This is a genomic window from Mesocryomonas lacus, from assembly GCF_055730135.2.
In genome coordinates, this window is sequence record NZ_JBUZWE020000012.1 from 1 (window position 1) to 22,310 (window position 22,310).

General features: G+C 61.2%; 24 protein-coding genes and 1 pseudogene. 15 read left to right on the forward strand and 10 right to left on the reverse strand.

All coding sequences use genetic code 11. The features are described 5' to 3' along the window. From ACZLZY_RS18085 to lhpI, 3 genes are all read right to left on the reverse strand, one after another. Positions 1 to 231: BLUF domain-containing protein (locus tag ACZLZY_RS18085; protein WP_472934960.1), on the reverse strand; the 231-nt coding region annotated here is incomplete at its 3' end. Between the two features lie 8 nt (positions 232 to 239). Further along, positions 240 to 1,847, reverse strand: coding sequence for a putative bifunctional diguanylate cyclase/phosphodiesterase (locus ACZLZY_RS18090; RefSeq protein ID WP_472934961.1), 1,608 nt, complete (start codon positions 1,845 to 1,847; stop codon positions 240 to 242). A 689-nt stretch (positions 1,848 to 2,536) separates the two neighbouring features. After that, on the reverse strand, positions 2,537 to 4,228 hold the full coding sequence (lhpI, locus tag ACZLZY_RS18095; protein WP_472934962.1) for a cis-3-hydroxy-L-proline dehydratase: 1,692 nt from the start codon (positions 4,226 to 4,228) through the stop codon (positions 2,537 to 2,539). A 171-nt stretch (positions 4,229 to 4,399) separates the two neighbouring features. Between lhpI and ACZLZY_RS18100 the strand changes: the two genes are divergently transcribed. Both ACZLZY_RS18100 and ACZLZY_RS18105 read left to right on the forward strand, forming a co-directional pair. Next, a complete protein-coding gene (locus ACZLZY_RS18100) occupies positions 4,400 to 4,582 on the forward strand; it encodes a hypothetical protein (RefSeq protein ID WP_472934963.1) in 183 nt (60 codons plus the stop codon). 370 nt (positions 4,583 to 4,952) lie between these two features. Then, positions 4,953 to 5,804 (forward strand): hypothetical protein, encoded by an 852-nt coding sequence (locus ACZLZY_RS18105; RefSeq protein WP_472934964.1) that lies wholly within the window; start codon positions 4,953 to 4,955, stop codon positions 5,802 to 5,804. 37 nt (positions 5,805 to 5,841) lie between these two features. Here ACZLZY_RS18105 and ACZLZY_RS18110 read toward each other — a convergent pair whose 3' ends face one another. Both ACZLZY_RS18110 and ACZLZY_RS18115 read right to left on the reverse strand, forming a co-directional pair. Next, a complete protein-coding gene (locus ACZLZY_RS18110; RefSeq protein ID WP_472934965.1) occupies positions 5,842 to 6,114 on the reverse strand; it encodes a hypothetical protein in 273 nt (90 codons plus the stop codon). Positions 6,115 to 6,356: 242 nt separating this feature from the next. Beyond that, complete coding sequence (locus ACZLZY_RS18115; RefSeq protein WP_496253594.1) at positions 6,357 to 7,325, reverse strand: LysR substrate-binding domain-containing protein; 969 nt, start codon at positions 7,323 to 7,325, stop codon at positions 6,357 to 6,359. Between the two features lie 17 nt (positions 7,326 to 7,342). Here ACZLZY_RS18115 and ACZLZY_RS18120 point away from each other — a divergent pair, with 17 nt between their 5' ends. Beyond that, entirely contained in the window at positions 7,343 to 8,224 is an 882-nt protein-coding gene (locus ACZLZY_RS18120; protein ID WP_472934967.1) for an oxidoreductase, read from the forward strand. A 397-nt stretch (positions 8,225 to 8,621) separates the two neighbouring features. Here the strand turns inward: ACZLZY_RS18120 and ACZLZY_RS18125 are convergent, their stop codons facing one another. After that, positions 8,622 to 9,323 (reverse strand): GntR family transcriptional regulator, encoded by a 702-nt coding sequence (locus tag ACZLZY_RS18125; RefSeq protein WP_472934968.1) that lies wholly within the window; start codon positions 9,321 to 9,323, stop codon positions 8,622 to 8,624. Between the two features lie 171 nt (positions 9,324 to 9,494). Here ACZLZY_RS18125 and ACZLZY_RS18130 point away from each other — a divergent pair, with 171 nt between their 5' ends. The 5 genes from ACZLZY_RS18130 to ACZLZY_RS18150 all read left to right on the forward strand — a co-directional run bounded on the left by ACZLZY_RS18130 (position 9,495) and on the right by ACZLZY_RS18150 (position 15,141). Then, complete coding sequence (locus ACZLZY_RS18130; protein WP_472934969.1) at positions 9,495 to 10,544, forward strand: 4-hydroxythreonine-4-phosphate dehydrogenase PdxA; 1,050 nt, start codon at positions 9,495 to 9,497, stop codon at positions 10,542 to 10,544. Positions 10,545 to 10,614: 70 nt separating this feature from the next. Continuing rightward, entirely contained in the window at positions 10,615 to 11,595 is a 981-nt protein-coding gene (locus ACZLZY_RS18135) for a Bug family tripartite tricarboxylate transporter substrate binding protein (protein ID WP_472934970.1), read from the forward strand. Positions 11,596 to 11,654: 59 nt separating this feature from the next. After that, positions 11,655 to 12,158 (forward strand): tripartite tricarboxylate transporter TctB family protein, encoded by a 504-nt coding sequence (locus ACZLZY_RS18140; RefSeq protein WP_472934971.1) that lies wholly within the window; start codon positions 11,655 to 11,657, stop codon positions 12,156 to 12,158. A gap of 66 nt (positions 12,159 to 12,224) precedes the next feature. Next, entirely contained in the window at positions 12,225 to 13,736 is a 1,512-nt protein-coding gene (locus tag ACZLZY_RS18145) for a tripartite tricarboxylate transporter permease (RefSeq protein WP_472934972.1), read from the forward strand. A gap of 7 nt (positions 13,737 to 13,743) precedes the next feature. Continuing rightward, the gene (locus tag ACZLZY_RS18150; protein WP_472934973.1) at positions 13,744 to 15,141 is read left to right on the forward strand and encodes a flagellar biosynthesis protein FlgA; all 1,398 of its coding nucleotides are present in this window, start codon (positions 13,744 to 13,746) and stop codon (positions 15,139 to 15,141) included. Positions 15,142 to 15,392: 251 nt separating this feature from the next. On the opposite strand, the gene ACZLZY_RS18155 is transcribed toward ACZLZY_RS18150, so the two are convergent. The 3 genes from ACZLZY_RS18155 to ACZLZY_RS18165 are packed head-to-tail and all read right to left on the reverse strand — an operon-like array spanning position 15,393 to position 17,083. Continuing rightward, positions 15,393 to 16,076 carry a hypothetical protein gene (locus ACZLZY_RS18155; protein WP_472934974.1) on the reverse strand — a complete coding sequence of 228 codons (684 nt, stop codon included), beginning with the start codon at positions 16,074 to 16,076 and terminating at the stop codon, positions 15,393 to 15,395. Continuing rightward, positions 16,060 to 16,440 (reverse strand): DUF3768 domain-containing protein, encoded by a 381-nt coding sequence (locus ACZLZY_RS18160; RefSeq protein ID WP_472934975.1) that lies wholly within the window; start codon positions 16,438 to 16,440, stop codon positions 16,060 to 16,062. The genes ACZLZY_RS18155 and ACZLZY_RS18160 overlap by 17 nt, the downstream gene beginning before the upstream one ends. Positions 16,441 to 16,480: 40 nt before the next feature. Further along, positions 16,481 to 17,083: a tyrosine-type recombinase/integrase gene (locus tag ACZLZY_RS18165; RefSeq protein WP_472934976.1), complete on the reverse strand. Its 603-nt coding sequence runs from the start codon at positions 17,081 to 17,083 to the stop codon at positions 16,481 to 16,483. Positions 17,084 to 17,501: 418 nt separating this feature from the next. On the opposite strand from ACZLZY_RS18165, the gene ACZLZY_RS18170 reads away from it, so the two are divergent. Both ACZLZY_RS18170 and ACZLZY_RS18175 read left to right on the forward strand, forming a co-directional pair. Next, positions 17,502 to 18,260 (forward strand): hypothetical protein, encoded by a 759-nt coding sequence (locus tag ACZLZY_RS18170; RefSeq protein ID WP_472934977.1) that lies wholly within the window; start codon positions 17,502 to 17,504, stop codon positions 18,258 to 18,260. A gap of 25 nt (positions 18,261 to 18,285) precedes the next feature. Then, positions 18,286 to 19,042, forward strand: a pseudogene (locus ACZLZY_RS18175) (IS5 family transposase). A gap of 21 nt (positions 19,043 to 19,063) precedes the next feature. Here the strand turns inward: ACZLZY_RS18175 and ACZLZY_RS18180 are convergent. Further along, positions 19,064 to 19,273 (reverse strand): DUF2934 domain-containing protein, encoded by a 210-nt coding sequence (locus ACZLZY_RS18180; protein ID WP_472934978.1) that lies wholly within the window; start codon positions 19,271 to 19,273, stop codon positions 19,064 to 19,066. Positions 19,274 to 19,469: 196 nt separating this feature from the next. On the opposite strand from ACZLZY_RS18180, the gene ACZLZY_RS18185 reads away from it, so the two are divergent. The 5 genes from ACZLZY_RS18185 (at position 19,470) to ACZLZY_RS18205 (ending at position 22,282) form a co-directional block, all read left to right on the forward strand. Continuing rightward, on the forward strand, positions 19,470 to 19,694 hold the full coding sequence (locus ACZLZY_RS18185) for a hypothetical protein (RefSeq protein WP_472934979.1): 225 nt from the start codon (positions 19,470 to 19,472) through the stop codon (positions 19,692 to 19,694). Next, positions 19,691 to 19,885 carry a helix-turn-helix domain-containing protein gene (locus ACZLZY_RS18190; protein ID WP_472934980.1) on the forward strand — a complete coding sequence of 65 codons (195 nt, stop codon included), beginning with the start codon at positions 19,691 to 19,693 and terminating at the stop codon, positions 19,883 to 19,885. Before ACZLZY_RS18185 ends, ACZLZY_RS18190 begins: the two co-directional genes overlap by 4 nt. Positions 19,886 to 20,244: 359 nt before the next feature. After that, positions 20,245 to 20,532 (forward strand): hypothetical protein, encoded by a 288-nt coding sequence (locus ACZLZY_RS18195; RefSeq protein ID WP_472934981.1) that lies wholly within the window; start codon positions 20,245 to 20,247, stop codon positions 20,530 to 20,532. 561 nt (positions 20,533 to 21,093) lie between these two features. Beyond that, positions 21,094 to 21,396 carry a helix-turn-helix transcriptional regulator gene (locus tag ACZLZY_RS18200; RefSeq protein WP_472934982.1) on the forward strand — a complete coding sequence of 101 codons (303 nt, stop codon included), beginning with the start codon at positions 21,094 to 21,096 and terminating at the stop codon, positions 21,394 to 21,396. Beyond that, positions 21,389 to 22,282: a reverse transcriptase family protein gene (locus ACZLZY_RS18205; protein WP_472934983.1), complete on the forward strand. Its 894-nt coding sequence runs from the start codon at positions 21,389 to 21,391 to the stop codon at positions 22,280 to 22,282. The genes ACZLZY_RS18200 and ACZLZY_RS18205 overlap by 8 nt, the downstream gene beginning before the upstream one ends. Positions 22,283 to 22,310 lie beyond the last annotated feature (28 nt).

Below are 22,310 nucleotides of genomic sequence, written 5' to 3' on the forward strand. Positions count from 1 at the left end.
CCGGTAGTCCTGCTGAATCCGCTCGAAGGTAGCCTCAACGGCTGCCAGCGGGCCCTCCAATACCTGTGCGAAAACGCCGGCGTTAAATAGCAGCGCGCCGGTAATGCCGACGGCCTGGTTGTTGCGGCGGCTGGCCTCGAGGATGGAGTTTACCTCGGCCACGAAGTCCGCGTTGTCTTCCGAGATCTCGTTACGGCTGTAGTAAACGAGCTGGTACAGATTGTCTGACATTCTGGTTCTCACGAAGCGAGGAAACTGGCGATGCTGTCCGCCGACATCGGGCGGCCGGTGAAGAAGCCCTGGACGTGCGTGCAGTGCTCGCCACGGATATGTGCAAGCTGCTCCTGTGTCTCCACGCCCTCTGCGGTGATCGACATGCCAAGGCTCTGTCCAAGGCCAGCGATCGCCTTGAGTATCGCCTCGCTGTCTCCGCCTTCGCTGGCGCCCTGGACGAAGGAGCGGTCGATCTTGATCTTGCTGAAGGGAAACTTCTGGAGGTAGCTGAGCGAGGAATAGCCCGTACCGAAGTCGTCCATCGAGATCTTCACCCCGAGATCGCGGAGGGCGTGCAATGTTCGCAGCACGTTTTCTGTGTTGTCGAGGAGCGCACCTTCGGTGATCTCGATTTCCAGCCTGTGAGGCGGGAGTCCTGCATGAGCGAGCGCCGAGAGCACCGTTTCGACGAGGGCATCGGACTTGAACTGAACAGGTGAGACGTTGACCGCGACCGTCATGTCGTCCGGCCATGTCATGGCCGTGGAGCAAGCAGTGCGGAGCACCCATTCCCCGATCTTGCAGATAAGGCCCGTTTCTTCGGAAAGCGGAATAAAGTCGACCGGTGATACCCGTCCCCGGACGGGATGGTCCCAGCGTATAAGAGCCTCGAACCCCATGACCTTACTCGACTGAAGATCTACGAAGGGCTGGTAGTGGACGTCGAATTGTCGGAGGGCGAGCGCCCTGCGAAGGTCGATCTCAAGCTCCCGGCGGTCACGGAGGGCTGCATCCATCCCAGTTTCAAAGACGCGAAATCGACCGCGTCCAGCGCGCTTGGCTTCGTAGAGGGCGAGATCGCCGTTCCGGAGCAAGTCGCGGGGCCCGTTGCCAGGCTCGGCGATTGCGACACCGACGCTGGCGCCAATGTTTACAGTATGGCCGCCCAACACATAGGTCCTACCGATCAGGTCCACGAGCCGCAAGGCAAGCCGCTCCGTATCTTGCTGATCTACGATACCTGTCTGGACGACCACGAACTCGTCGCCGCCGATACGGGCGACGCAGTCGTCCTTTCGGCAGGCCGAGCGGATCCGGTCCGCCACCTTCTGCAGAAGCAGGTCGCCGATCCCATGGCCGAGAGTGTCGTTGACGATCTTGAACCTATCGAGATCGATACAGTGGACAGCTACGCGTCGCTGCTCTGAGGGAGCAACAGCAAGTGCGTTCTCAAGGCCAACGGTGAGACCGTTGCGTTTCAACAACCCGGTGAGTTCATCCTTCTCGACGACGACAGGTACTGCGTCTGTCTCGTCCGGAAACAGGCTCAACACGCGACCCGTTTTGGTGGCGGCACCAATAAACGCTTTGTAGCGGGAGTTTTCCTTCGAAGTGACCATGAATGGCTTCCCCTCGGCGGCCAGACGGTCGAGCGGGTCCTTGTGTTCGGGAAACACATCCCTGAAACGAAGGCCGACGATCCAGCCCCCGAGCATGCCTTGAGCCGACGCGTTCGCGTATGTCAGTTCCTCGTCGTGGTCCAAAGCCAGTACGGGATGGGACAGACTGTCCAGCACGACATCCGCTTCGGGCGGCAGTCGATTGTCGGTGGCTGCGAGGTGCAGGGCTGTCATGGGGGCCTCTTGTTTGCGATCATTGCTGATCTGCTCCCCATCGACTTTCCCAATCATGAATTAGCCATCGAATTCCTTGCTGAGAGACGGAAGAGAATTGGCGAGGTTAACGACAAGTTGCGCCCCGAAATTCCCGTTGCTTTGCGTAAATCGACCTCTATCTCGGGATAATCGTATATCTGGCTTAGACAGGTCTCTTCCTGGAGGCGTTTGGTGCCATTCGTTGCCGAGACCCGCAGGATTTAATAGTCCCTGGCGAAAACGTTCTTGTCTCACCGATAGATTGTCGATGCTACCGATGGCCTTGAATTGGAGCCGGACAGCCGCGACCTGCGAAGCGCAATGTCTGCTTTGGGAACACCATTGATTGCTCGACAATGACAATTTTGGGTCGAGAGCCGTCCGACCGCTTCCGGACGGCTGCTTCAATAAGCGCTCGAGACCGGACGGGGTGGAGAGCAGCCCCTCAGCCGCTCCCTATCGCCGACGCGTCTCAGCCGCTGATAGGGCGGAAATGTTTTCTGATCTTTGGCTGGGTGACCTTGGCCACGGCAACCGACTAGATGTCGTCTATTCCCGACACTCAACGAGACTGGTCGTGACGGCGGCGAACTAGCGGCACGGCTTCAGTGAAGCCGATCCACTACGCTATCCCTTCGATTACCCTGCCACCCCCACGTCAGCCTGGGTCAGGAAAGCCACGTCGGTAGATAGGCAGGAGCCCGCCCAGTAACGAGCGCTTCGGCGCAGTCGGCAAGGGTGCCAAGCCGCACAGCACAGCCCGACAACCCGGGTCCGTAATGGGCGTACTTGCCCGAGGTGGTGATCACCGTCTTCGCCTCGGCGGGAAACACGGGACGTGAGATCGAGCACCAGCAGAGGTCCGCGATCATCTCGACGCCTGAGGCTAACAGGCGTGATCGCGTGCCGTCGGCTTCGGCGGCGACGAGGACCTGCCGCCCTGCCGTGACGATCGCAGTGACGCGCGGATCCCGGCTTCTGCTTCCGAGCGCGTCCGCAAGGGCCCTGCACTCGTCCAGCGAGGCGTGCGGGCTGCCGATCGCGACGAGGTCGACGTTATCCGGACCCGCGTTCAGTCGCCGCCATCCTGCGGCAAGATCGGCCAGCGCGATGACGGCGTGGGCTGCGTCGGGCAGCGCTGCGCCCGCTGACTCGGGCGTCACGCCTTCGATGTGGAGCATTGGCGCTGCCGACGTCGTGCCGAAAGCCGCGCAGAGCGCCTTGAGGTCGTCTCGGCTCGGGTCGCCCTCGGAGAGACCTCGCAGGAGCGGCACCCCGTCCCGGGCGGCATGGCCGGCCAGATAGCCGATCAGCGGCCACACCGCCGCGTCCGCATCGCGCGGCAAGTGGACGTCGATCACCAAACGGGCGCGACGCTCCGCGTCCAGGAAAGCGCCCGCAAGAGGAGCACGTCCAGTGATGGCAATGCACAGGTCGAGGAAGTCGGGATGCTTGGCGGTGCGCGCGCCGAGGACGCTGTTTGCGAAGATGACGGCGTTGGATTCCGACCAGCCGATGGCCTCCCCTTCGATCGGAGCATCGTCGAGGAGGTAGGGCGCGCAGGTGAAGGTCGGTTGGCACCCCATCCGGACATAGGAGTCGGCAAGCGCTGCGGCCGGCGCGCCGAACGCAGGCGGCACGCCCTGCTGTTCCCAATGCCCACGGTCAACGGAAATGGCATTCATTGTCGTCGGCACGGTGACACGTGCGCCCATCGCTTCCATGGTCTCGGCGAATACGAGGTTGGCGGGGCCGGCATAAATGCAGCCGTCGATGTGAGCGCGCGAAACGTCGATCAGTTCGGTCGCACCTTGCTGGCGCCCCATCGCAACGAGGATACGCATGGCCTGGGCGGCGGCCTTGCCCTTCTCGCCCGCCAGCATTGCCTGGTCGTCCCAGGAGAGGGCCAGCGACGAGTCAGGGGCCGAAACGACCGGGATCTCGGTTCCGTCTGCTAGGATCGCCTGCGGCGTGATCCGCACGAAAGTGCTCGAGGCGACGACGTCGAAAGTGGCTCGGGGGACCCGTAGGACGGGGAGCGTGTGGCCGAACATCTCCACCGCCACGAGGGCACCCAGCGTCGCCACGTCCTCGGGTTCCGAGAAGATAAGGGCCGCCGGCACGCGTCCAGCCAGCGCCAGCTCTAGGATGACGCCCGAGCCCGAGCAGGATCCGCGGCTTGTTGGGACCACCACGACGGCGCCGGCAAGCTCGGCGCCGTGCTGTGGATGACGCGCGTCGATGATGCGGCCCGTCGAAGGATCCACGCCGCCCCAAAAGCTCAAAGCCTCGGACAACGCAACCACGGGTCCCTCCGCGTAGCCGGCCAGGATCGATAGGGCTTCTTGTGCATGGCTCATGTCATCGATCCGATCCCTGGCGCCGCTCGGTAATAGTCTTCAGATCGTGATGGGTGACGCCGGCGTCGTCGGCAAGGTGTCTCGTTCCGCTTCATATCGAGGAAGAGGTAAGGCCCACCGGAACGATGACGTGCCAAGACCCTTCTTACTCGGATCCTTGGAGAAAGCACGATGTCCAACCCAACCAGCACCCACACTACGCCCGACATGCAGAAGATCGGCGACGATCACGGTACGCCCGGTCACCAGGAGCGTCCAATGACGGATGACGAAAAGCTGGAGAAGTCTCTCGAAGACAGCTTTCCGACATCAGACCCGATCCAGCCAAGCCGGATCGATGGTCCCAACAACTGAGTAGAGCCATGGGGATGGATCGGGTGTCGCTCCAGCAACAGCAAAATGCGCTGACTCATGGAGCAAAACGTAACGAGGCTTCGTTGCAGATGAACGTAGGCCGTGGTCACATCGCAGGCCAAGTGTCGGTTTCGACGCCTGGCCTTCTCGCCATCGGCGGTCTGGTGTCGAGCATCCTGTTGTCGGCCGCGGTCATCGTCCTGGCGTCGACACGGAAGCTTCCGGACGGGAGGCTACCAAAGGACCTGCATCGCACCTAACGCGGGCTACGCGCTATTCCCATGAATTGGCCCGGGGACAGCGGTCTCGCCTTCCGGCTCTACGGGTGTCAGGAATATGGTTGCCGCATGCCGCGGACGGGAACGCAGGAATGAACGGGACTGCCGCCTCCACCTTGGCTCTCTTCGCCCTATGCACAGCCGCAGGCGCCGACTGCGGGAACGCAGGCGAGGTTTGGTCATCTATCAACGGTCCACTGGAGGTTCGCGCCTACAAGGGGCCGGGCGTCATCACCAGCGGCCCCTACTTCTTCGATGGTCGTGTCGGGGGCAAGCTCGCGTGGCGCGTGACCGCGGAGTACGCATGCTCGAACGGCGTCCCGTTCTGTTCGGTGACCGTCCCCATGTCGAGCGGCGATCCCGTCACCGCCCCCGAGACCGTGGTCGGGCCGGAAGGCAGCCCCGAATACGTCGTCTTCGCCGATCTCGCCCAGTGGATCGGCTACCGCCGCTTCCATGCGGTGGAGCCGCTGACCGTCAAAGCTGACGTCTTCGACGTGAAGGCGTTCGCCTCGCTCGGCGACGACCCACAGGTCTCGCTCCCCAACTTCCTGAAGATCGCAGGATGCTCCAAGGGGAACGGCGACTACGAGGCGGCTGCCCCGGCGAAGAGCGGGGAGGTGCAACGCTTCGGCGGGTCGATGCCCCCGCAGCCTCCAGGCCCCTTCGACGGCACCTGGAGGACAGGGGAACAGTCCTGCACCGCCACCGAGGGTGATGGGGTTCCCGTGCTCGTCGCGGGCACGAAGCTCAAGATGTACGAGAGCGATTGCGAGATCGGAAAGGCCGCGGCCCGCAAGGGATCCACCAAGGCCGCGATGACCTGCTCCGGCGAGGGCGAGGAGTGGGGCATGAGCCTTGAGCTCGTAAAGAAGGGCGACCGCCTGACGATCGCCTACGAGGGGGACAAGTCGAACGCCTACGAGAGATGCCCGGCGCCCTGAGGGCCTCGGGGTCACGCCAGTCCCAGCGACGGCGCTCTTACTGTTCCTGGTCTTCGCCGCGGTGGTGCCTCACCTTGGGCTCGCGGTCGACGGCGCGCTCCGCGTGGTGCCGATCTACGTCGCCTACGCCGTCTCCGCGCCGGTTATCGGCTGGTTTGTGGACCGGCTGGCGCGCCTGGACGCTCCCGGGGGCAAGGGCGACATCGTTCAGCTCGGCGGCGCGCAACTCCCTCGTCGTGCTGCCTCTGACTTTTGCCGTTCCCGGCGCCATGCCTCTCCTGCCGGCCGTGATCGTCGCCCAGACGGTCATCGAGCTAGTCGCGTCGCTGGTCTACATGCGGGTGATGCCAAGGATGGGACATAGGGAAGCCCTCACGTCCTCCTGAAAGAATGTCGGCTTAATCCGCGCAGAGGCTAGCTTGTGAGACTTCAAGGGGTCGGAAGCGGATAGTTGACCGTCGTTTGAGCTGTGATTGAAGCTCTGTTCAATGCAGCTTCATTGGGTCAAGCGGTCGGCCTTGATAGCTCTGGAGCGGGTTGCAACTTCTCCGATCATTCCGTCACTAAATCGACGAACGCACGAAGCGGCGCGGGCATGAAGCGGCTGGAGAAGTAGAGGCGAGGGCCGTCGTATCTCGGCCACCACTCGCGGAGCAGGGGCACGAGAGCCCCGGACGCAAAATGCGGGTCGAGCCAGTTGCGGAACGAATACAGGATGCCTTGGCCCATCAGGGCATGGTGCATCAAGGCCTCGACGCCGGCTGTGCCAAGGATGATCCGCGCGGGCGGGTCGACGCGGATGGTCTCGTCACCCTTCTCGAACTCCCAAGGGCTCAGCGCCGCCCCGGTGAAGCGGATCCGCAGACAAGCGTGGTTGAGAAGGTCACGCGGATGTTCCGGAACCGGATGTCGGGCAACGTAGGATGGGGCGGCGGCAAGGCCGCTTTCCTGCTGCCGGGGCCCGATCGGCACCGCGATCATGTCCTGTTCCAGGTGCTCCCCGTAGCGGATGCCCGCATCGCAGCCGGCGGCTGTGATGTCGACCAGCCGGTCTTCCACTACGATCTCTACCCGCACTTCGGGGTGGCGCTCGAGGAACCGGTCGATCAGCGGAGGCAGGATGTCCCGCATCACGGCGCCCGGAACGTTGAGCTTCAGACGACCGCGCACGGCGTCATTCGAGTTAGCGACGTCCGTCATGGCCGCAAGGGCCTCGCCGAAGAGGGGCGCCAGACGTGCCGCGAAGGCGGAGCCCGCTTCAGTCGGCACCACGCTGCGCGTCGTTCTCGCCAGGAGCGGGACGCCGATCTGTGCCTCGAGCCGCGATATAGTCTCACTGACCGTGGACGGTGAAAGGCCAAGGCGCCTTGCCGCGACGCGGAAGCCTGCGGCCTCGATCACGGTCAGAAATACTCGCAGGTCGTCGAAGGAAGGGGAGTGCTTATTGATCGGCATGGCGAACAGGCTATTCGCTGGGACGCCGATTATCAAATCCCTACCGAACAGGCAACTTACGCTCATCAGCAAGGAGACCTGGCATGTCCAATGCAACGACCCTACCGAACGCGGCCGCCGCTGGCTGCTTTACCTTTCCCGGCACGTCGCTCTCGGTGAACCGCATGGGCTATGGCGCCATGCAACTGGCCGGACCGCATGTCTTCGGAGAGCCGCGCGATCCCGAGGAAGCGAGGGCCGTCCTCCAGGAAGCGCGACGGCTCGGCATCGACCACATCGATACCAGTGACTTTTACGGGCCGCACGTCACAAACCGCCTCATCCGCGAAGCGCTGCATCCTTACGATGCCGACCTGACGATCATAACCAAGATCGGCGCCTATCGCGATGAGACCGGCGGCTGGATCCTTCAGCGCGACGCCGACTTCCTGCGGCGGTCGGTCGAGGACAACCTGCGCAACCTCGGTCTGGACCGAATGGCGATCGTGAACCTGCGCATGGGCGGCCCCGAGGACGATGTGGCCGCTCCTATGAAGGCTTTGCGCCGGATGCAGGAGGAGGGGCTCCTCGATCATATCGGCATCAGCACGGTGGACGAGCCGCAGCTTGCTATCGCCCGCGAGATCGCACCGATCGTCTGCGTGCAGAACCAGTACAACCTCGTCCACCGCGCCGACGAAGCGATGATCGACGCGCTGGCTGCGGACGGGATCGCCTATGTCCCCTACTTCCCACTCGGCGGCTTCACGCCGCTCCAGACGGATCGCCTCACGTCAGTCGCGACGTCGATGGGGGAGACATCCCAGGCGGTCGCCCTGGCATGGCTTCTCCAGCGCAGCGCCAACATTCTCGTCATCCCCGGCACCTCGCGCCGCGCCCATCTCCACGCAAACGTTGCGGCGGCATCGTTGAAGCTCTCGCCTGATCATGTCCGCCAATTGGACGGGCTTCTCGAAGCAAGTTGACGACGCGCGTAGGTCATGTCGTCGCGTAAGGCTTTTGCCCCTTCGCCTCAAATTCGGTGACATGAATGGCCGCTTCCGAGAATACAGCGGAAGCGGTCTAACTTCCGAGAAGGGTCGATAGCGGAAGGGCCGCTATCCGCCATAGCCACTGGGAAGCCGCAAGGCCGCTTTCGGTCCCGGCGGATGTTCAGTTATACTCGCTAGGTTCTTGCTTAGCAGCGACGCGCAGGCAGGTTACGACCGCCATTTCACATGCAATGACGATTTGCCTGGTGGATGTCGAAGCGCTTTGTCGGGTATTCAATCTGCGGCTTCGATTCCCGCCTGTGGTCAGGATGTTCGGCAGAGGTGTGGCGCAGGCTTGATGCAGTAAAGAACGCTCGGGAGCGTTTTGACGTCACACCGACGTCACATCCCACTGATCTCGCACGCGAACCCATGCGTTTGCGAGGTGTGTTCCAAGCACACTGGGAAGCGCGACTGCGTCCCGCGCTTCAAGGGCTCTCACCATATCGTCATGCTCAGCCACGGCCGCTGCCCACTTTTCCGGCCCTTCGTGCCCGATGAACCGGACGCGTTTCAACCTGGACTGGAGGAGTGCGTGAAGGTTGATGAGCGTGAAATTGTCCGAAGCAGCCACGATGGCCGAATGGATGTTCTGGTTCAGCTTGAAATATTCCAGCCGGTCGCCTTGCGCATAGGCCGCCAGCATCGCGTCGTGGAGGTTACGCACCATGGCAATGTCGGCGTCGCTGGCGTTTCTGCAGGCGAGGGCTCCGGCCAGTTCCTCCATCGCCTTGACGACGAGGAGCATGTCCTGGACCTCCTTGGCGCCAAATCGCTTGACCACGGCACCCTTGCCCAGAACCAGTTCCACCAGCCCCTCGCTCGCAAGGTATTTCAACGCCTCGCGCAGCGGCGTCCGGGAGACGCCGAGTTGCGTTCCCATCTGCGCCTCGTGAATGCGGGCCCCGGGTAGCAACTCACCCTCGATGATCATATCCCGCAGCCGGTTGACGACCTCGCCGTGCAGCGATTGGCGGGAGATTATCCCGGAGGACTTCATGTCGGAGATCAATGTTACGCTTTCGATATCCATCGTCTGCATCTAGGGCCTGGGTGTCATGCGCAGTAGCACGAGCAGAGCGCTAGAGCATCCAATCCCGTTTTCCGATTTCAAAATTTTGTATACCGAATACAAAATGCTTGCCAGTGCGGTGTGGTGTCGCTAGCGTCCGGGTCAGTCAATGGCATCTGGGAGGACGCTGCGATGGCGCTTACTGCAAATCTTCAGGCTCAGTCCGACCGGATCGTGATGGCGCTCGTCATGGGCGATCCGTCGGGCGTCAGCTCGGAGTTGGCCGCCCGCCTGCTGGCAGAAGAAGATCTCGCCCAGTCCGTGCAGTTCGTCGTCGTGGGCGATCGGCGCCTGATCGAGGACGGCGCGCGGACCGCCGGTGTCGATCTCGATCTCGATTACACCACCAATCGTGCGGACCTGACCCCGCGTTCCCACAAGCCGCTGTTCGTGGACCTGCAGAACCTGGCGCTCGCCGATGTCAGCCGCGGCGAGGCGACCCTTGCCGGCGGCAGCTTCGCCACAGAGAACTTCCGCTTCGGCCTAGAGATGGCTCATCGGGGCGAGGCGGCAGCGGTCTGCTTCACGCCCTTCAACAAAAAGGCGATGCGCTACGCCTATCCCGGATATGACGATGAGCTGCGCTTCGTCGCCGATGTGCTGTCCTTCACCGGCAAGGCGCGCGAGTTCAACGTGCTGCAGCAGATCTGGAATGCCCGCGTCACCTCGCATATCCCGCTCTCGGCCGTGTCCGCGGCCATTACCGAGGAGGCCATTCTCGCCGAGCTGGATCTCACGGCTTCCTGCCTGAAGCGGGCCGGTATCGAGCATCCCCGGATTGCCGTGGCCGGCCTCAACCCGCATGCGGGCGACGGCGGAAGCTTCGGCATGGAGGAGATCGACGTGATCGAGCCAGCTGTCGCCCGGGCCAAGGCACTGGGTTTCGACGTCGAGGGACCATTTCCCGCCGACACGGTCTTCCTGCGGGCCGTCAAGGAAGGATTCCACGCTGTGCTGACGATGTACCACGACCAGGGCCAGATCGCGATGAAGATGATGGGCTTCGACAAGGGCGTGACCATGATGGGCGGCCTGCCGTTCCCGCTGTGCACCCCGGCCCACGGCACCGCTTACGACATTGCCGGCAAGGGCATTGCCGATGTCGGCGCCTCGCGCGAGGCGGTGCTGCTGGCGGCCCGCATGGCGCGCCGGGCCAACGAGGGAAAGTCGACGTCGCACTGACGTCGACCCAAGCTGGCCGACCTGCGGGAGAAACCCGGGCGGCCGAAGTTTTGACCAGGGAGGAATGCCGATGCTCAGATCCATCACACTTGCGGCGACTTTTGCACTTGGCGCCGCGTTGCCCGCTCAGGCTTTCGAGCCGAGCCGCCCAGTCGAGTTCGTTGTCACCTCGGGTCCCGGGGGCGGCACCGACACCTTTGCCCGGACGATCCAGATGATCATCGGCAAGCACGACCTCATGAAGGCCTCGGTGATCGTCACGAACAAGGGTGGCGGCTCCGGGGCGGAAGGGTTCGCCTATAGCGCCGCGCATGCCGGCGACGTCCACAAGCTCACCTTCGGGACCAATAACGAGTACCTGCTGCCGAATGTCGCGAAGATGCCCTACAAGCCGGCTGATCTCGTGCCGGTCGCGTCTCTCGCCCTCGACGAATTCCTGATCTGGGTGAACGGCAAGTCCGAGTACAATGATGCCGGCGCCTTCATCGCCGCGGCGAAGGCCGGCAACATGCAGTTCGGCGGCAGCCAGTCCAAGGACACCGACCAGATCCTGGTCTCGATGCTGTCGCAGGCGACCGGTGTCAAGTTTCGCTACATCCCCTTCAATGGCGGCGGCGAGGCGCTGACCCAACTCGCGGGCGGCCACATCGACGCGAACGTCAACAACCCCAACGAAAACCGCGGCCAGTGGGAAGCCGGCCTGGTCAAGCCGCTCTGCGTCTTTCGCGAGGAGCGGCTGCCAAAGAGCGAACCGGTCTACGAAGGAAAGGGCTGGCACGATATCCAGACCTGCAAGGAGGCCGGCATCGCGCTCGACAACTACCGCATGCCGCGCACCGTCTGGCTGCCGGCCGGTGTCGATGCCGAGGTGGTGACCTACTATCGCGACGTGATGAAGAAGGTGTCGGAAACGCCTGAATGGGCGGAGTACATCACCAAGACAGCGCAGAGCGGCGAGTTCATGGCCGGCGACGAGTTCGCCGCCTATGCCGAGAAGGACAGCAAGCGGGTCATCGAGGTGCTCGACCGCGAGGGCTGGCTCGTCAAGTAGGATCCCCGCGGCCGGGGTGCGCTCGCCCTCCGGCCGCTCCCATCTTCAGCGAGGCAGTCATGGAAAATTCGGATCACGGCAAGGGCCTGTCGCGGCATGCGATGGAGATCGCCACCGCCTGCCTGACGGGCGTCGTTGGCCTCGTCGTCTGCTACGGCTCGTGGCAGATCGGCATCGCCTGGGAGGAGACCGGACCGGCGTCGGGTTATTTCCCGTTCTGGATCGGCGTGCTCATCGTCCTCGGCAGCCTCGGCAATCTCGGTCGGGCGCTGGTCCTTAAGCACCATGTCGGCGAGGTCTTCCTCGACCGGCGCCGGCTGGGGCTCGTCGCGTCCTTTTTCCTGCCTGTCCTCGCCTTTGCCGTGCTGTCGGTGTTCGTCGGTCTCTACGTGGGAACGCTGCTCTATATCACCGCGGCGATGATCTTCCAGGGCAAGTATGCGTGGTGGAAATCGCTGCTGTCGGGCCTCGGCGTCGCTCTCGCCTTCTACCTGATCTTCGAGATCGGCTTCCAGGTTCCCCTGCTCAAGGGCCCCGTCGAAGCGATGTTCGGCATCTACTGACGACGTTCGTCCGCCAGCGCCCGCGCTGCCTGCCGCCACGGACTCCGGCTCCCGGGAGGGGATGACATGACAGACAACCTCGGACACTTGATGGACGGCTTCGCCACCGTCCTCAGCACCTATCACCTGATGATCATGATGGTCGGCGTCATGCTGGGTGTCCTGGTCGGTGTCCTGCCGGGGCTCGGTGCCCCGAACGGCGTGTCGTTGCTGCTGCCGCTGACCTTCACCATGGATCCGATCTCGGCGATCATCCTTCTCTCCTGCATGTATTGGGGGGCGCTGTTCGGCGGCTCCACCACCTCCATTCTCTTCAACATCCCCGGCGAGCCGTCATCCGTGGCGACCACCTTTGATGGTTATCCGATGGCGCGACAGGGGCAGGCGACGCGGGCGCTGACGCTCGCCTTCGTCTCCGCCGGCATCGGCGCGCTGGCCGGCGTGGTGATGATCACGCTCCTTTCCGGGTGGGTCGCCGGCTTTGCGCTGCGCTTCTCCTCGCCTGAATTCTTCGGGGTCTACTTCCTCGCCTTTGCCAGCTTCATCGGCATGAGTTCCAATTCACCCTTCAAGACGCTGGTCTCGATGATGCTGGGCTTCGCCTTCGCCACCGTCGGGATGGACACCATGTCCGGCGGCATGCGGCTGACTTTCGGCATGACCGATCTCATCAAGGGCATCAGCTTCCTCATCGCCGTGATGGGCCTCTTCGGCATTGGCGAACTGATGCTCACCATGGAAGAGGGCCTTTCGTTCAAGGGCATCTCCGCCCGCGTTCGGGCCGTGGATGTCTGGAAGACGCTGAAGGAGATGCCCCGTTACTGGGCGCTGATGATCCGTTCGATCTTCATCGGCATCTGGATGGGCATCACTCCCGGCGGCCCGACGGCGGCCTCCTTCATGAGCTACGGCTTCGCCCGGCGCTTTGCCCGCGACCAGTCGCAGTTCGGCAAGGGCGATCCGCGCGGCATCGTCGCGCCGGAGACAGCCGACCACTCCGCCGGCACCTCGGCGCTGCTGCCGATGCTGGCGCTCGGCATCCCGGGCTCGGCCACCGCTGCGGTGATGATGGGCGGCCTGATGATCTGGGGTCTGACCCCGGGCCCCATGCTGTTCATCAACCGGCCTGACTTTGTCTGGAGCCTCGTTGCTTCGATGTATCTCGGCAATGTCGTCGCGGTCATCGTGGTGCTCGCCACGGTGCCGCTCTACGCCTCGATCTTGCGCGTGCCCTTCGCCATCATCGGCCCGATCATCGTCGCGGTGATCATGACCGGCGTCTATCAGGTTGCGAATTCGACCTTCGACTTCTGGCTGCTGCTGGGCTTCGGCCTGCTCGGCTACCTCTTCAAGAAGCTCGAATATCCAATCGCGCCGCTGGTTCTGGCCATGGTGCTGGGATCGAAGGCCGAGGCTGCCTTCCGCCAGTCGCTGCTGATGTCGGAGGGATCGCTCCTGGTGTTCTGGTCGAACCCTCTGGTGGCGACCATCATGAGCCTCGGCGTGATCATGCTGGTCTGGCCCCTGATCTCCAAGGTGATCGGTCTTCGCCGCTCCCGCACCCCGATCGAGAACTGAGAGCCCCTTGAATTATCACAGCTACTTCCCGGCCGGCGCGCGCACCGTCGAGACCTGCGTCGTCGGTACCGGTGGCTTCGGTCGCTCTTTCATCGCCCAGGGCTTGCATGTGCCGCTGATGAACGTCCGGATCGCGGTCGACGTGTCCGCTGCTGCGGCCGCAAGCGCGCTGCGGGCCGTCGGCATTGCCCCGGCGTCTATCGCCAAGTGCGAGGGCCCGTCGGAGGCGACAGCGGCCTGGGAGGCCGGGCACTTCATCGCCGCCGGCGACCTTACCGCAGTCCTGCACCTGCCGATCGATGTCGTCGTCGAGGCGACGGGCCATCCGGAGGCGGGCGCCCGGCATGCGCGCCTTGCCATCGAGGCCAGGCGTCACGTTGCCTTGGTGTCGAAGGAGGTCGACAGCGTCGTCGGTCCGGGCCTTGCCCATCTTGCCGCGGCCCACGGTGTCATCGTAACGCCGGTCGACGGGGACCAACCAAGCCTTCTGATCGGGCTCGTCACGTGGGCGGAAGTGCTGGGCTTCGACATCGTGGCCGCCGGCAAGTCGAGCGAATACGACTTCTGCTTTGATCCGGCGACCGGAGAACTCGCCAGCAACGGCACGACTATCCATGCCCCGGCCTTTGGCGATCTCCTCGACCTTGGCGATCGCCCGGCTGCCGAACTGGTGGCCGCCCGTGCCAAGGCCGCTGCCGCCCTGCCGCAACGCGCCGTTCCCGATCTCTGCGAACTCGGCGTCGCGGCCAATGCCGTCGATCTCGTGCCTGACGTTCCGGCCCTGCACTGCCCGATCCTGCGCACCGGCGAGGTCGCCAGCGTGTTCTCGACCATCGCGGACGGCGGCATTCTTTCCGGCGAGCGCCGCATCGACGTGTTCCATTGCCTGCGTCTGCCGGGCGAGATCAGCTTTGCCGGCGGTGTCTTCGTCGTCGTCCGCTGCCGGGACGGTGCAACGTGGGAAATGCTGCGCGAGAAAGGCCATATCCTGTCGCGCAACGGCCGCACCGCCATGCTCTACATCCCGCGCCATCTTCTCGGCCTGGAAGCGGCGACCAGCATCCTCGAGGTGGCGCTGCGCGGAGTGTCGAGCGGGGCCGAGCGACCATTGCCGCGCCTCGACCTCGTAGCTGTCGCCGAAGCGGACCTTGCGGCCGGGACGCTGCTCTCGGCCGTCGGACATCACCACACGATCGCCGGCGTCGGATCAGCCCTGCAGCCTGCTGGTCCCTTGTCGGTCGATCGCGCCGCCCCCTACTACCTCGTCGCCGACAGGCGCCTCGCACGGCCAGTCGCAGCCGGACAGTTGATCCGCCTCGGCGACATCGACACGGCGGAGAAGTCGGAGCTTCTGGCCCTCCGCCGCTACCAGGACGAAGCTTTGGCGGCAGGCGGTGAGTTGTAGTCAGGGCGCACATCGTCGGAAGCGGACAATCTGCTTTCGGCTCGAACTCACCCCGCTCGCAACCGCCGGCTTGGGTCGGACAGCGGAACGGCGGCTTTGAAGGCGGTTCATCAGAAAGCTGCCATCAAGTGTTCAGCGGACGGCTACGCTGGGTGCAGCGGTCGAAATGAACTGGTGGCAAAAGTGGTGAAACGCCACCAGTTGGTTGGGTGGTTGTTGTAATTGAAAGCACCGAGGGCACCTCCCGCCATTTAACTATCCCGCAACGTTACAACAAAAATCGCGCGAGGATAAATCACGTGCTCTACAGTTCGGCCGGCGACAGGCTCATACAGCATGCGAAGATTCGAAATATTGACCCTGGCGTGACCGCTGCTGTCAAAAAGCCCGAGTGATGTCCGATTGATGCGTCGAAGAACGGTCCAGTGATCGAGATAGCCCGACAATGACAAAATAACTGCGGACTTCGGGTCCTCGACTATCGGTGCAAGCCTTTCAAGGAGATGGGCGAGGGGAGGGCGGTCACCCGGTGACAGGAGACGTCTGCCTGAAATCAACAGGTCATGCTCATCGAGCAGGTGTCGAATGCCAGCGCGCATGATTGCAAACAATGGGTCAGCGTTCAGCCCGCACGCCATGGCCATCGAAAGGCCGACGGTGTCATCGGCAGCCACTGCTAACGCATATAACAACTCTTGCCAGTCTTCTTGGCCGAGCTCACAGCTAGCTGCGGTTGCCAACCGCACCGCGTTGATGATGCTGTATAGCCCGCATAGACCGTCGAGCGAGCCCTGTTGATATGGGGCGATGACCGTGCGTCCCTCGCGCGATCTTGCTCCACGAGAAGGCGGTTCAGCTCCAGGGTGATCCTGTACGGCTTGTTGAAAAAAGCTTGTGCAGCAGGCGGCGCTTGTCCTTCTAATATTCGTCAGCACGCATCACCGTCATAACTCTCGTTGTGACACGAGGATCGGCATTATCCGGAGATCGGTGTTGTCGACGCTTGTCGTAATAATCGATCTTCCAGATTATCTTAATGCCGTCGACCTCGACGATGGCACAATCATGTTCGCCGTATGGGTCGTTCTCGCTTGTGAAATCATCGAAGGCCGAGGTGGCTCTCAATATCCTCGACACCGTTGTCGCTCCTAGCTCTGCAACGCCACCGGTAATGACGACAATTCCTCCCTCGTTACGTTTTCGAAGTTTGTCATTAAGGGCCCTAACATGCTCCGTTCCCCGGACTAACGCGCGACGTGTTTCGGCCATTTCGTTTTCAAGGAACTCGTGTTCGTCCATGTTCATCTCCAAGTTACGGCGGTGGAAAGCGGCTTTCAGTTCATATGTTCATGTTTTGTTCTTGATAGAGCAATTTTAGAAGTCGCCGTTGAGCGTCGTTGTCACCTTCGATGTATCCCTGTGTTGTTTTGATTGAACGGTGACCAGCTAGTTCCTGGACGTCGCGCAGAGATCCACCCGCTCGGTGAATCGTTCGGGCGGCTTCGGTCACGAAGGTCCGACGACCTGAATGCGATGAGCAACCCTCCAACTCCAGGGATTGGTAAAGTCGAGCGAACCAATTGACGACCGATTTAGCCGTCATTGCGCTTCCGCGCTCCGAAAGAATGACATTCGAGGATGCCCTGTTGGAAACTCGTAGAAGCGCGACCAGTGCTTTTGAAAGATCCGCATGGATGGGAATACGGCGACCGCTGGTTCCCTTGGCCGCGCGGCTGGGGAGCTCGATGATGGTGCCAACCTTGCCGCTAGAGTTCGTCACCATCAGCCACGTTAAGTTAGATATTTCGCATGCTCTGAGACCGGCATTGACGCTGAGGCGAAACATCACCTCATTTCGCAGTGGATCACGATGGGACTTCAAGTCATACAAAACTTCTTTGATGTTCTCTCTTGCTAATATCTTAGCCGGAGTACCTTGCATTATGATTCTCCTGGTGTAATTGTCATACATAATAACATTTATTTCAAAAAAGTCAATAACCTCACTAAAATCAGTAATAAAGAGTTTTCTACTGCAAATTGCATAACGAATATTAGATCATAATGGACTCTCTAACTGTGGGTTTATCTTGCTGAACCAAATTTTATTGATCTGCTTTGTTATTGTGGCTTTTCAAATATTAATGTGCCACGATTGGCATCGTTTCGGCGGGCTGCTATTCACCCCTATGGCATGAATGCGCCCATTCGAGCCCTTCAGGCTATCGTCACGGTTGCCCGAAAGCTGCCAATGCTAGCTCTGTCGGAATGTCGGTATTGGGGCTGTTGAAAAGCCTTGCCCCACGAACTGCCCTCGCTCATGCTTCTGTTTTCGGAATGAGCGTTGGTGCTAGGGAATCGTGACAAAGCAAAACCGAGCACCGTCGACGGGCGAAACGACTGCCATAACCGGGTACTGGAAACAGTACGAGTATTCGGCAAGCGTCCTTTTTCGGCTCATGCAAGACGGCGCGCTCGAGGCCATATCGGTCTCTGAACCGGCTGCAGGCATATTCGACGATTTGGTTCTTCATGCCGAGGGGAGCGGCCTTGCCACTCAGGTGAAGAGTGGAAAAAATGCGATCTATGTCTCCCTCGCCACCGAGCTGAAGGGCGCATTGATCGCGGAGATGGCAGCGTCTTGGCTCACTCTGACGGAGCGTTTCCAGACAGGCAGCGTGCAGCTTCGATACATCTTCGCGGGACTGTTCAGCACCTCCGACACCGCTCTTTCGAACACTGATACCGAGGGCGCACGCCACAGTGCTGCGTTTGCCGACTTCATCTCGCACACCGATCTTAACGAATATGCCATCGCCAGCTCGATCTGGAGCGACGCGGTAGCTGATCTTCAAATTCGTTCTGGCCTGGATCAGGCTGCATTTTTGCATTTCTTGCGACACCTCGAAATGAAGGATGAACGGGCACTTCAGGCGAATGCCATTGCCAATTTCGACCGGGCCGACCGGGCAAAGGTCGGAGCGATCCAGAACCTGCTGCCGGCACTCATACGAGCCTCGACTGCCGGTCAGAGATATACCGAGCAGGAACTGATAGAGAAGCTGGGCTGGCGGTCGAGATTAGGGTCAGGACCCATTGATGTGAGGGCGACGATCTGATTCAGGCTCTGTGAGGAGACTGGATATGAGCAATCTGTATTGGCTGACGGACGAGCAGATGGAGCGCCTGCGCCCGTTCTTTCCCAAGAGCCACGGCAAGCCGAGGGTCGACGACCGGCGGGTTCTGAGCGGCATCATCTTCGTCAATCGCAATGGGCTGCGGTGGCGGGATGCGCCGAAGGACTATGGTCCTGCAAAGACGTTGTACAACCGTTGGAAACGCTGGGGTGCAATGGGGATCTTCGTGCGCATGATGGAAGGGTTGGCTGCCGCGGGGGCCGAGCCGAAGACGGTGATGATTGATGCGACCTACCTGAAAGCGCATCGCACGGCATCGAGCCTGCGGGTCAAAAAGGGGGGCTTGGACGCCTGATCGGCCGCACCAAAGGGGGCTTGAACACCAAGCTCCACGCCGTCACCGATGCGAACGGCCGCCCCTTGAGCTTCTTCATGACCGCGGCCAGGTCAGCGACTATACGGGTGCGGCAGCGCTGCTGGACGATGTGCCGAAGGCACAATGGCTGCTCGGTGATCGCGGCTATGATGCCGACTGGTTCAGAGATGCCCTGCAGGCAAAGGGCATCCAGGCCTGCATTCCAGGTCGCAGATCGCGGCTTGAGCCCGTCAGGTACGACAAGCGTCGCTACAGGCGCCGCAGCCGTATCGAGATCATGTTTGGACGCCTGAAGGACTGGCGACGCGTTGCAACCCGCTACGACCGATGTCCAACCGTCTTCTTCTCCGCCATCGCGCTCGCGGCCACCGTCATATTCTGGCTATGACCAATGAGTCCTGACCCTAGCTCAGTTTAGATACGGCTGCGGCAGCCACAACGTCATCCGCATCCACTCGTTCTCCGGCACCATTGTTGAGGCATCGTACCAAGGCTGCGCAAGGTTGCTCGTCAGTGCCAACCGCCGAGCCTCCAGCCAATGATCGAGATCATGGCCATGCGGTTGGCCTGCTACGAGCCAGAGCCTGTGCGCGATGGGGCGGATTAGGTCGTCCAGCATGTGGTCGGCTCCGGGTCTGACGCAGCGGAAGATGCCACAACAGAATCCTGCGACAAGCCGGACGGACGGAGTAGCAGGCATGCGTACGAAAAGGGGATGGGATCGGGTCGGGCCGAAATGCCCCGGACCGCGACCGATCCATTGAACCTTCCTGGAAGATTTGCGGTTGTCGAAAGACCGCAATCTGGAAACTCGCATGGCATACTCGAAATCCCGCACGCTCACCCGAGATTCCGTCCTCGCGCTCATCCAAGCCGGTGCACCGATCACAATGCTGGATCTCGTGATGCGGATGTACGGGCACTCGGATGAGGCATTCGTCTGCCGCGTCCGGAGCCAGATCTCGACGCTGCGGACTGATGGTCACGACGTCGTCTATGACCGGAAGACCGGTACCTATTCGTTGCGGCCCGCTGCTTGAGCCTCGCCAGCAACATTCGGGCGTTGCGGGTGGCAGGGCATCTTACTGTCGACGAGCTACATCAGCTGACTCATGTTCCGGCGACGGTGATCAGGAGCATCGAGAACGGTTCGATCATCGGATCGCCTGGGCAGGTTCAGGCGATCGCTCGACATTTCGGAGTGAGCGAGGAATTGCTGCGGGACAAGTGATTTCGCAAGGTCGGTTGACCCTTGCGCGTCCGATTGAGACGCTACTCGCCACTAGCAGCGGGAAGCGATTCAAAAAATTCACAAGTGGACGGGTTAGGCGGAAGCGAACTGTCCCACCGTCACCACCTCATGGTGGGGTCCCCGGCCAATCACTGACCGACCACCTGCAGACCTGCCGAGGCGCTCCGTCTTAAGACCCGACGGCGTGGAGGCCGAACCTCATGACCCAATACACTGCCACCGTTCCGATCTACCTGAACTTCGACAGTCTGATCCTGGACACCGACACCAAGATCGCGCTCACCCGCATCGTCGCCCGCGGTAAGGTCGGAAGCTAATTCCATGTTGCGGTGCTGTTCATGACCTACCAGCAAGCCGACATTTTCGGGGAATCCCAGCCGGATCTTTTCGGTGGTGATACCGCTCCGGCATTCGAGGCGAAGCCTGATCCCAACAGGATCAGGACACGCCTGCTTCGCATCATCGCAGAAGCACAGGCAGCCGACGCCATGCCGTGGACGAAATCCAAGGAAAAGCTGTATCGCGCCATGGTGCCGCAGCTAGCACTCGGCCTTCCTGAAGACGAATCCTCTCAGCTCAAATTCGAATTTGAGCGAGAGATGCAGCGTCTGGCCCTAGCCGCCTAGCACATCCCTCGATCGACCCGAATTACCCCTCTCCGCATCCTCGCACGAAAAAAGTTCGCTGGCAGCGAACAAAGTTCTTGAACGAGGTGGGGCATGGGGCTATATCTGGTGTGTCGAACAGGAGGGGATAGTCATCACTATCTGCGGCGCGAATGCCGCGTGGAAGGCCGCAAGCCTTCTAACCATTAGCCGGCAGGACGGGACCATGTGGTGTCCGGACCGCAGGCGCGGGCGAGCCCCCTATGGCCGGGGGCTCGCCGTACAGGCAGGGTTTACCGCTCTCGCCCCTACGTCTTCACCGCGATGGCACTCAGACAATTCGGTCTGAGTGGTGAAGAAGGAGCGTAACGATGGAAACATCGAAGCAAGTCGACCGAGAGCGGCGGCAGAGTGAACGGAAAAAGGTTTCCTGGGCAGGCCGGCTAGTCCGACCTCGGACTCTTCGAGTCCTGTTCGGGACCGGTGCAGCGATCCTACGGGCGCTGTGGTGGGCCTTCAAGCTCATCGACTTTTTCCGGGAATAAAACCGCCCTGTTTTGTATGCCCAAAGAAAGGAGAAAAATGATCAACGAAGCCCTTCGGCTCATTCGTGTTTATCACGACATGAAGCAGACTGAGGCTGCGGACAAGCTGGGTATCTCTAAATCGTATATCTCGGAAATCGAGAAGGGTATCAAGACACCAACCCTAGAGCTCATCACGAAATACGCGCAGACCTTCGGTGTTCCTTCTTCCTCCATCTTGTTCTTTTCGGAGAGCTTGGACAACGGAAAGACATACGAACAGGCTCGCACTCACGTCGCCTCGAAAATCATATCTCTTATGAAATTCCTGGAAGAGAAATCGGGTAAGGTCGATGCCTGAGAACCGCTATCCGCTACATCAGTCACCGTTCTACAAACTGAAAACCCGCAAGAAGCTTGCGAGCCTGCTCGGGATAGATACCGACATGCTCAGGCGCCTCGCGAACACGGCTGACGGACTCTACAAGGAGTTCGATATCGCCAAGAAGTCTGGCGGCAAGCGGGGCGTTGAAAGCCCTGCCGATGGCCTGAAGGCCGTACAAAGCAGAATCGCGACTAAACTCGGACGCATCGAGCCTCCGGATTACCTGTTTTGTCCGGTGAAGGGGCGGTGCTACGTCCGGAATGCGGCCCAGCATCGCGGTCAACGGGTCGTGCATTGCCTCGATGTCCGCAAATATTTTCCGAGCACTACCTTCGAGCGAGTGCTCTGGTTCTGGCGCAGCATCATGCAATGCGAGGATGACGTTGCATGGCACCTAGCCAAGATCGCGACCTTCAAAGGGCATTTGCCGACCGGTAGCCCCCTGAGTCCGATCCTTGCCTATTTCGCCCACTACGACGTTTGGCAGTCGATCGGCAGCATCTGCAAGGCAAATGGGTACATCCTGACCGTCTACATCGACGATGTAACGATCTCGGGAAACCACATATCGGCAAAGGTGCTTTGGTCGATCAAGAACGCGATCCATCGCTCTGGGCTCCGATACCACAAGGAAAAGACCTTCATCGACCGACCGGCGGAAATCACCGGTATCATCGTGAACGGCGACCGCATGCTCGTGCCAAATCGACAGCATCAAAAGCTCTACAGAGCGAAGGGTGAACTTCGAAAAGCGATCGGCTCGGCTCAGCAAAAGATACAGCGGGACAAAGTTCTCGGACTGAGTAGCCAAGCCGCCCAAGTGAAAAAAGTCATGATGTCCGCCCCCTACTCCCCGTTATAAAAAGCGGGGGGTAGGGAGGAAAAGCCGT

What these genes read in the sequence shown, in the direction of transcription:
- ACZLZY_RS18180 (WP_472934978.1), bottom strand. Translation starts at nt 19,273, where the DNA reads ATGCTGGACGACCTAATCCGCCCCATCGCGCACAGGCTCTGGCTCGTA.
- ACZLZY_RS18100 (WP_472934963.1), top strand. Translation starts at nt 4,400, where the DNA reads ATGTCCAACCCAACCAGCACCCACACTACGCCCGACATGCAGAAGATC.
- ACZLZY_RS18125 (WP_472934968.1), bottom strand. Translation starts at nt 9,323, where the DNA reads ATGGATATCGAAAGCGTAACATTGATCTCCGACATGAAGTCCTCCGGG.
- ACZLZY_RS18195 (WP_472934981.1), top strand. Translation starts at nt 20,245, where the DNA reads ATGACCTACCAGCAAGCCGACATTTTCGGGGAATCCCAGCCGGATCTT.
- ACZLZY_RS18130 (WP_472934969.1), top strand. Translation starts at nt 9,495, where the DNA reads ATGGCGCTTACTGCAAATCTTCAGGCTCAGTCCGACCGGATCGTGATG.
- ACZLZY_RS18135 (WP_472934970.1), top strand. Translation starts at nt 10,615, where the DNA reads ATGCTCAGATCCATCACACTTGCGGCGACTTTTGCACTTGGCGCCGCG.
- lhpI (WP_472934962.1), bottom strand. Translation starts at nt 4,228, where the DNA reads ATGAGCCATGCACAAGAAGCCCTATCGATCCTGGCCGGCTACGCGGAG.
- ACZLZY_RS18120 (WP_472934967.1), top strand. Translation starts at nt 7,343, where the DNA reads ATGTCCAATGCAACGACCCTACCGAACGCGGCCGCCGCTGGCTGCTTT.
- ACZLZY_RS18145 (WP_472934972.1), top strand. Translation starts at nt 12,225, where the DNA reads ATGACAGACAACCTCGGACACTTGATGGACGGCTTCGCCACCGTCCTC.
- ACZLZY_RS18105 (WP_472934964.1), top strand. Translation starts at nt 4,953, where the DNA reads ATGAACGGGACTGCCGCCTCCACCTTGGCTCTCTTCGCCCTATGCACA.
- ACZLZY_RS18110 (WP_472934965.1), bottom strand. Translation starts at nt 6,114, where the DNA reads ATGACCGTCTGGGCGACGATCACGGCCGGCAGGAGAGGCATGGCGCCG.
- ACZLZY_RS18185 (WP_472934979.1), top strand. Translation starts at nt 19,470, where the DNA reads ATGGCATACTCGAAATCCCGCACGCTCACCCGAGATTCCGTCCTCGCG.
- ACZLZY_RS18160 (WP_472934975.1), bottom strand. Translation starts at nt 16,440, where the DNA reads ATGGACGAACACGAGTTCCTTGAAAACGAAATGGCCGAAACACGTCGC.
- ACZLZY_RS18140 (WP_472934971.1), top strand. Translation starts at nt 11,655, where the DNA reads ATGGAAAATTCGGATCACGGCAAGGGCCTGTCGCGGCATGCGATGGAG.
- ACZLZY_RS18115 (WP_496253594.1), bottom strand. Translation starts at nt 7,325, where the DNA reads ATGAGCGTAAGTTGCCTGTTCGGTAGGGATTTGATAATCGGCGTCCCA.
- ACZLZY_RS18165 (WP_472934976.1), bottom strand. Translation starts at nt 17,083, where the DNA reads ATGCAAGGTACTCCGGCTAAGATATTAGCAAGAGAGAACATCAAAGAA.
- ACZLZY_RS18090 (WP_472934961.1), bottom strand. Translation starts at nt 1,847, where the DNA reads ATGACAGCCCTGCACCTCGCAGCCACCGACAATCGACTGCCGCCCGAA.
- ACZLZY_RS18200 (WP_472934982.1), top strand. Translation starts at nt 21,094, where the DNA reads ATGATCAACGAAGCCCTTCGGCTCATTCGTGTTTATCACGACATGAAG.
- ACZLZY_RS18205 (WP_472934983.1), top strand. Translation starts at nt 21,389, where the DNA reads ATGCCTGAGAACCGCTATCCGCTACATCAGTCACCGTTCTACAAACTG.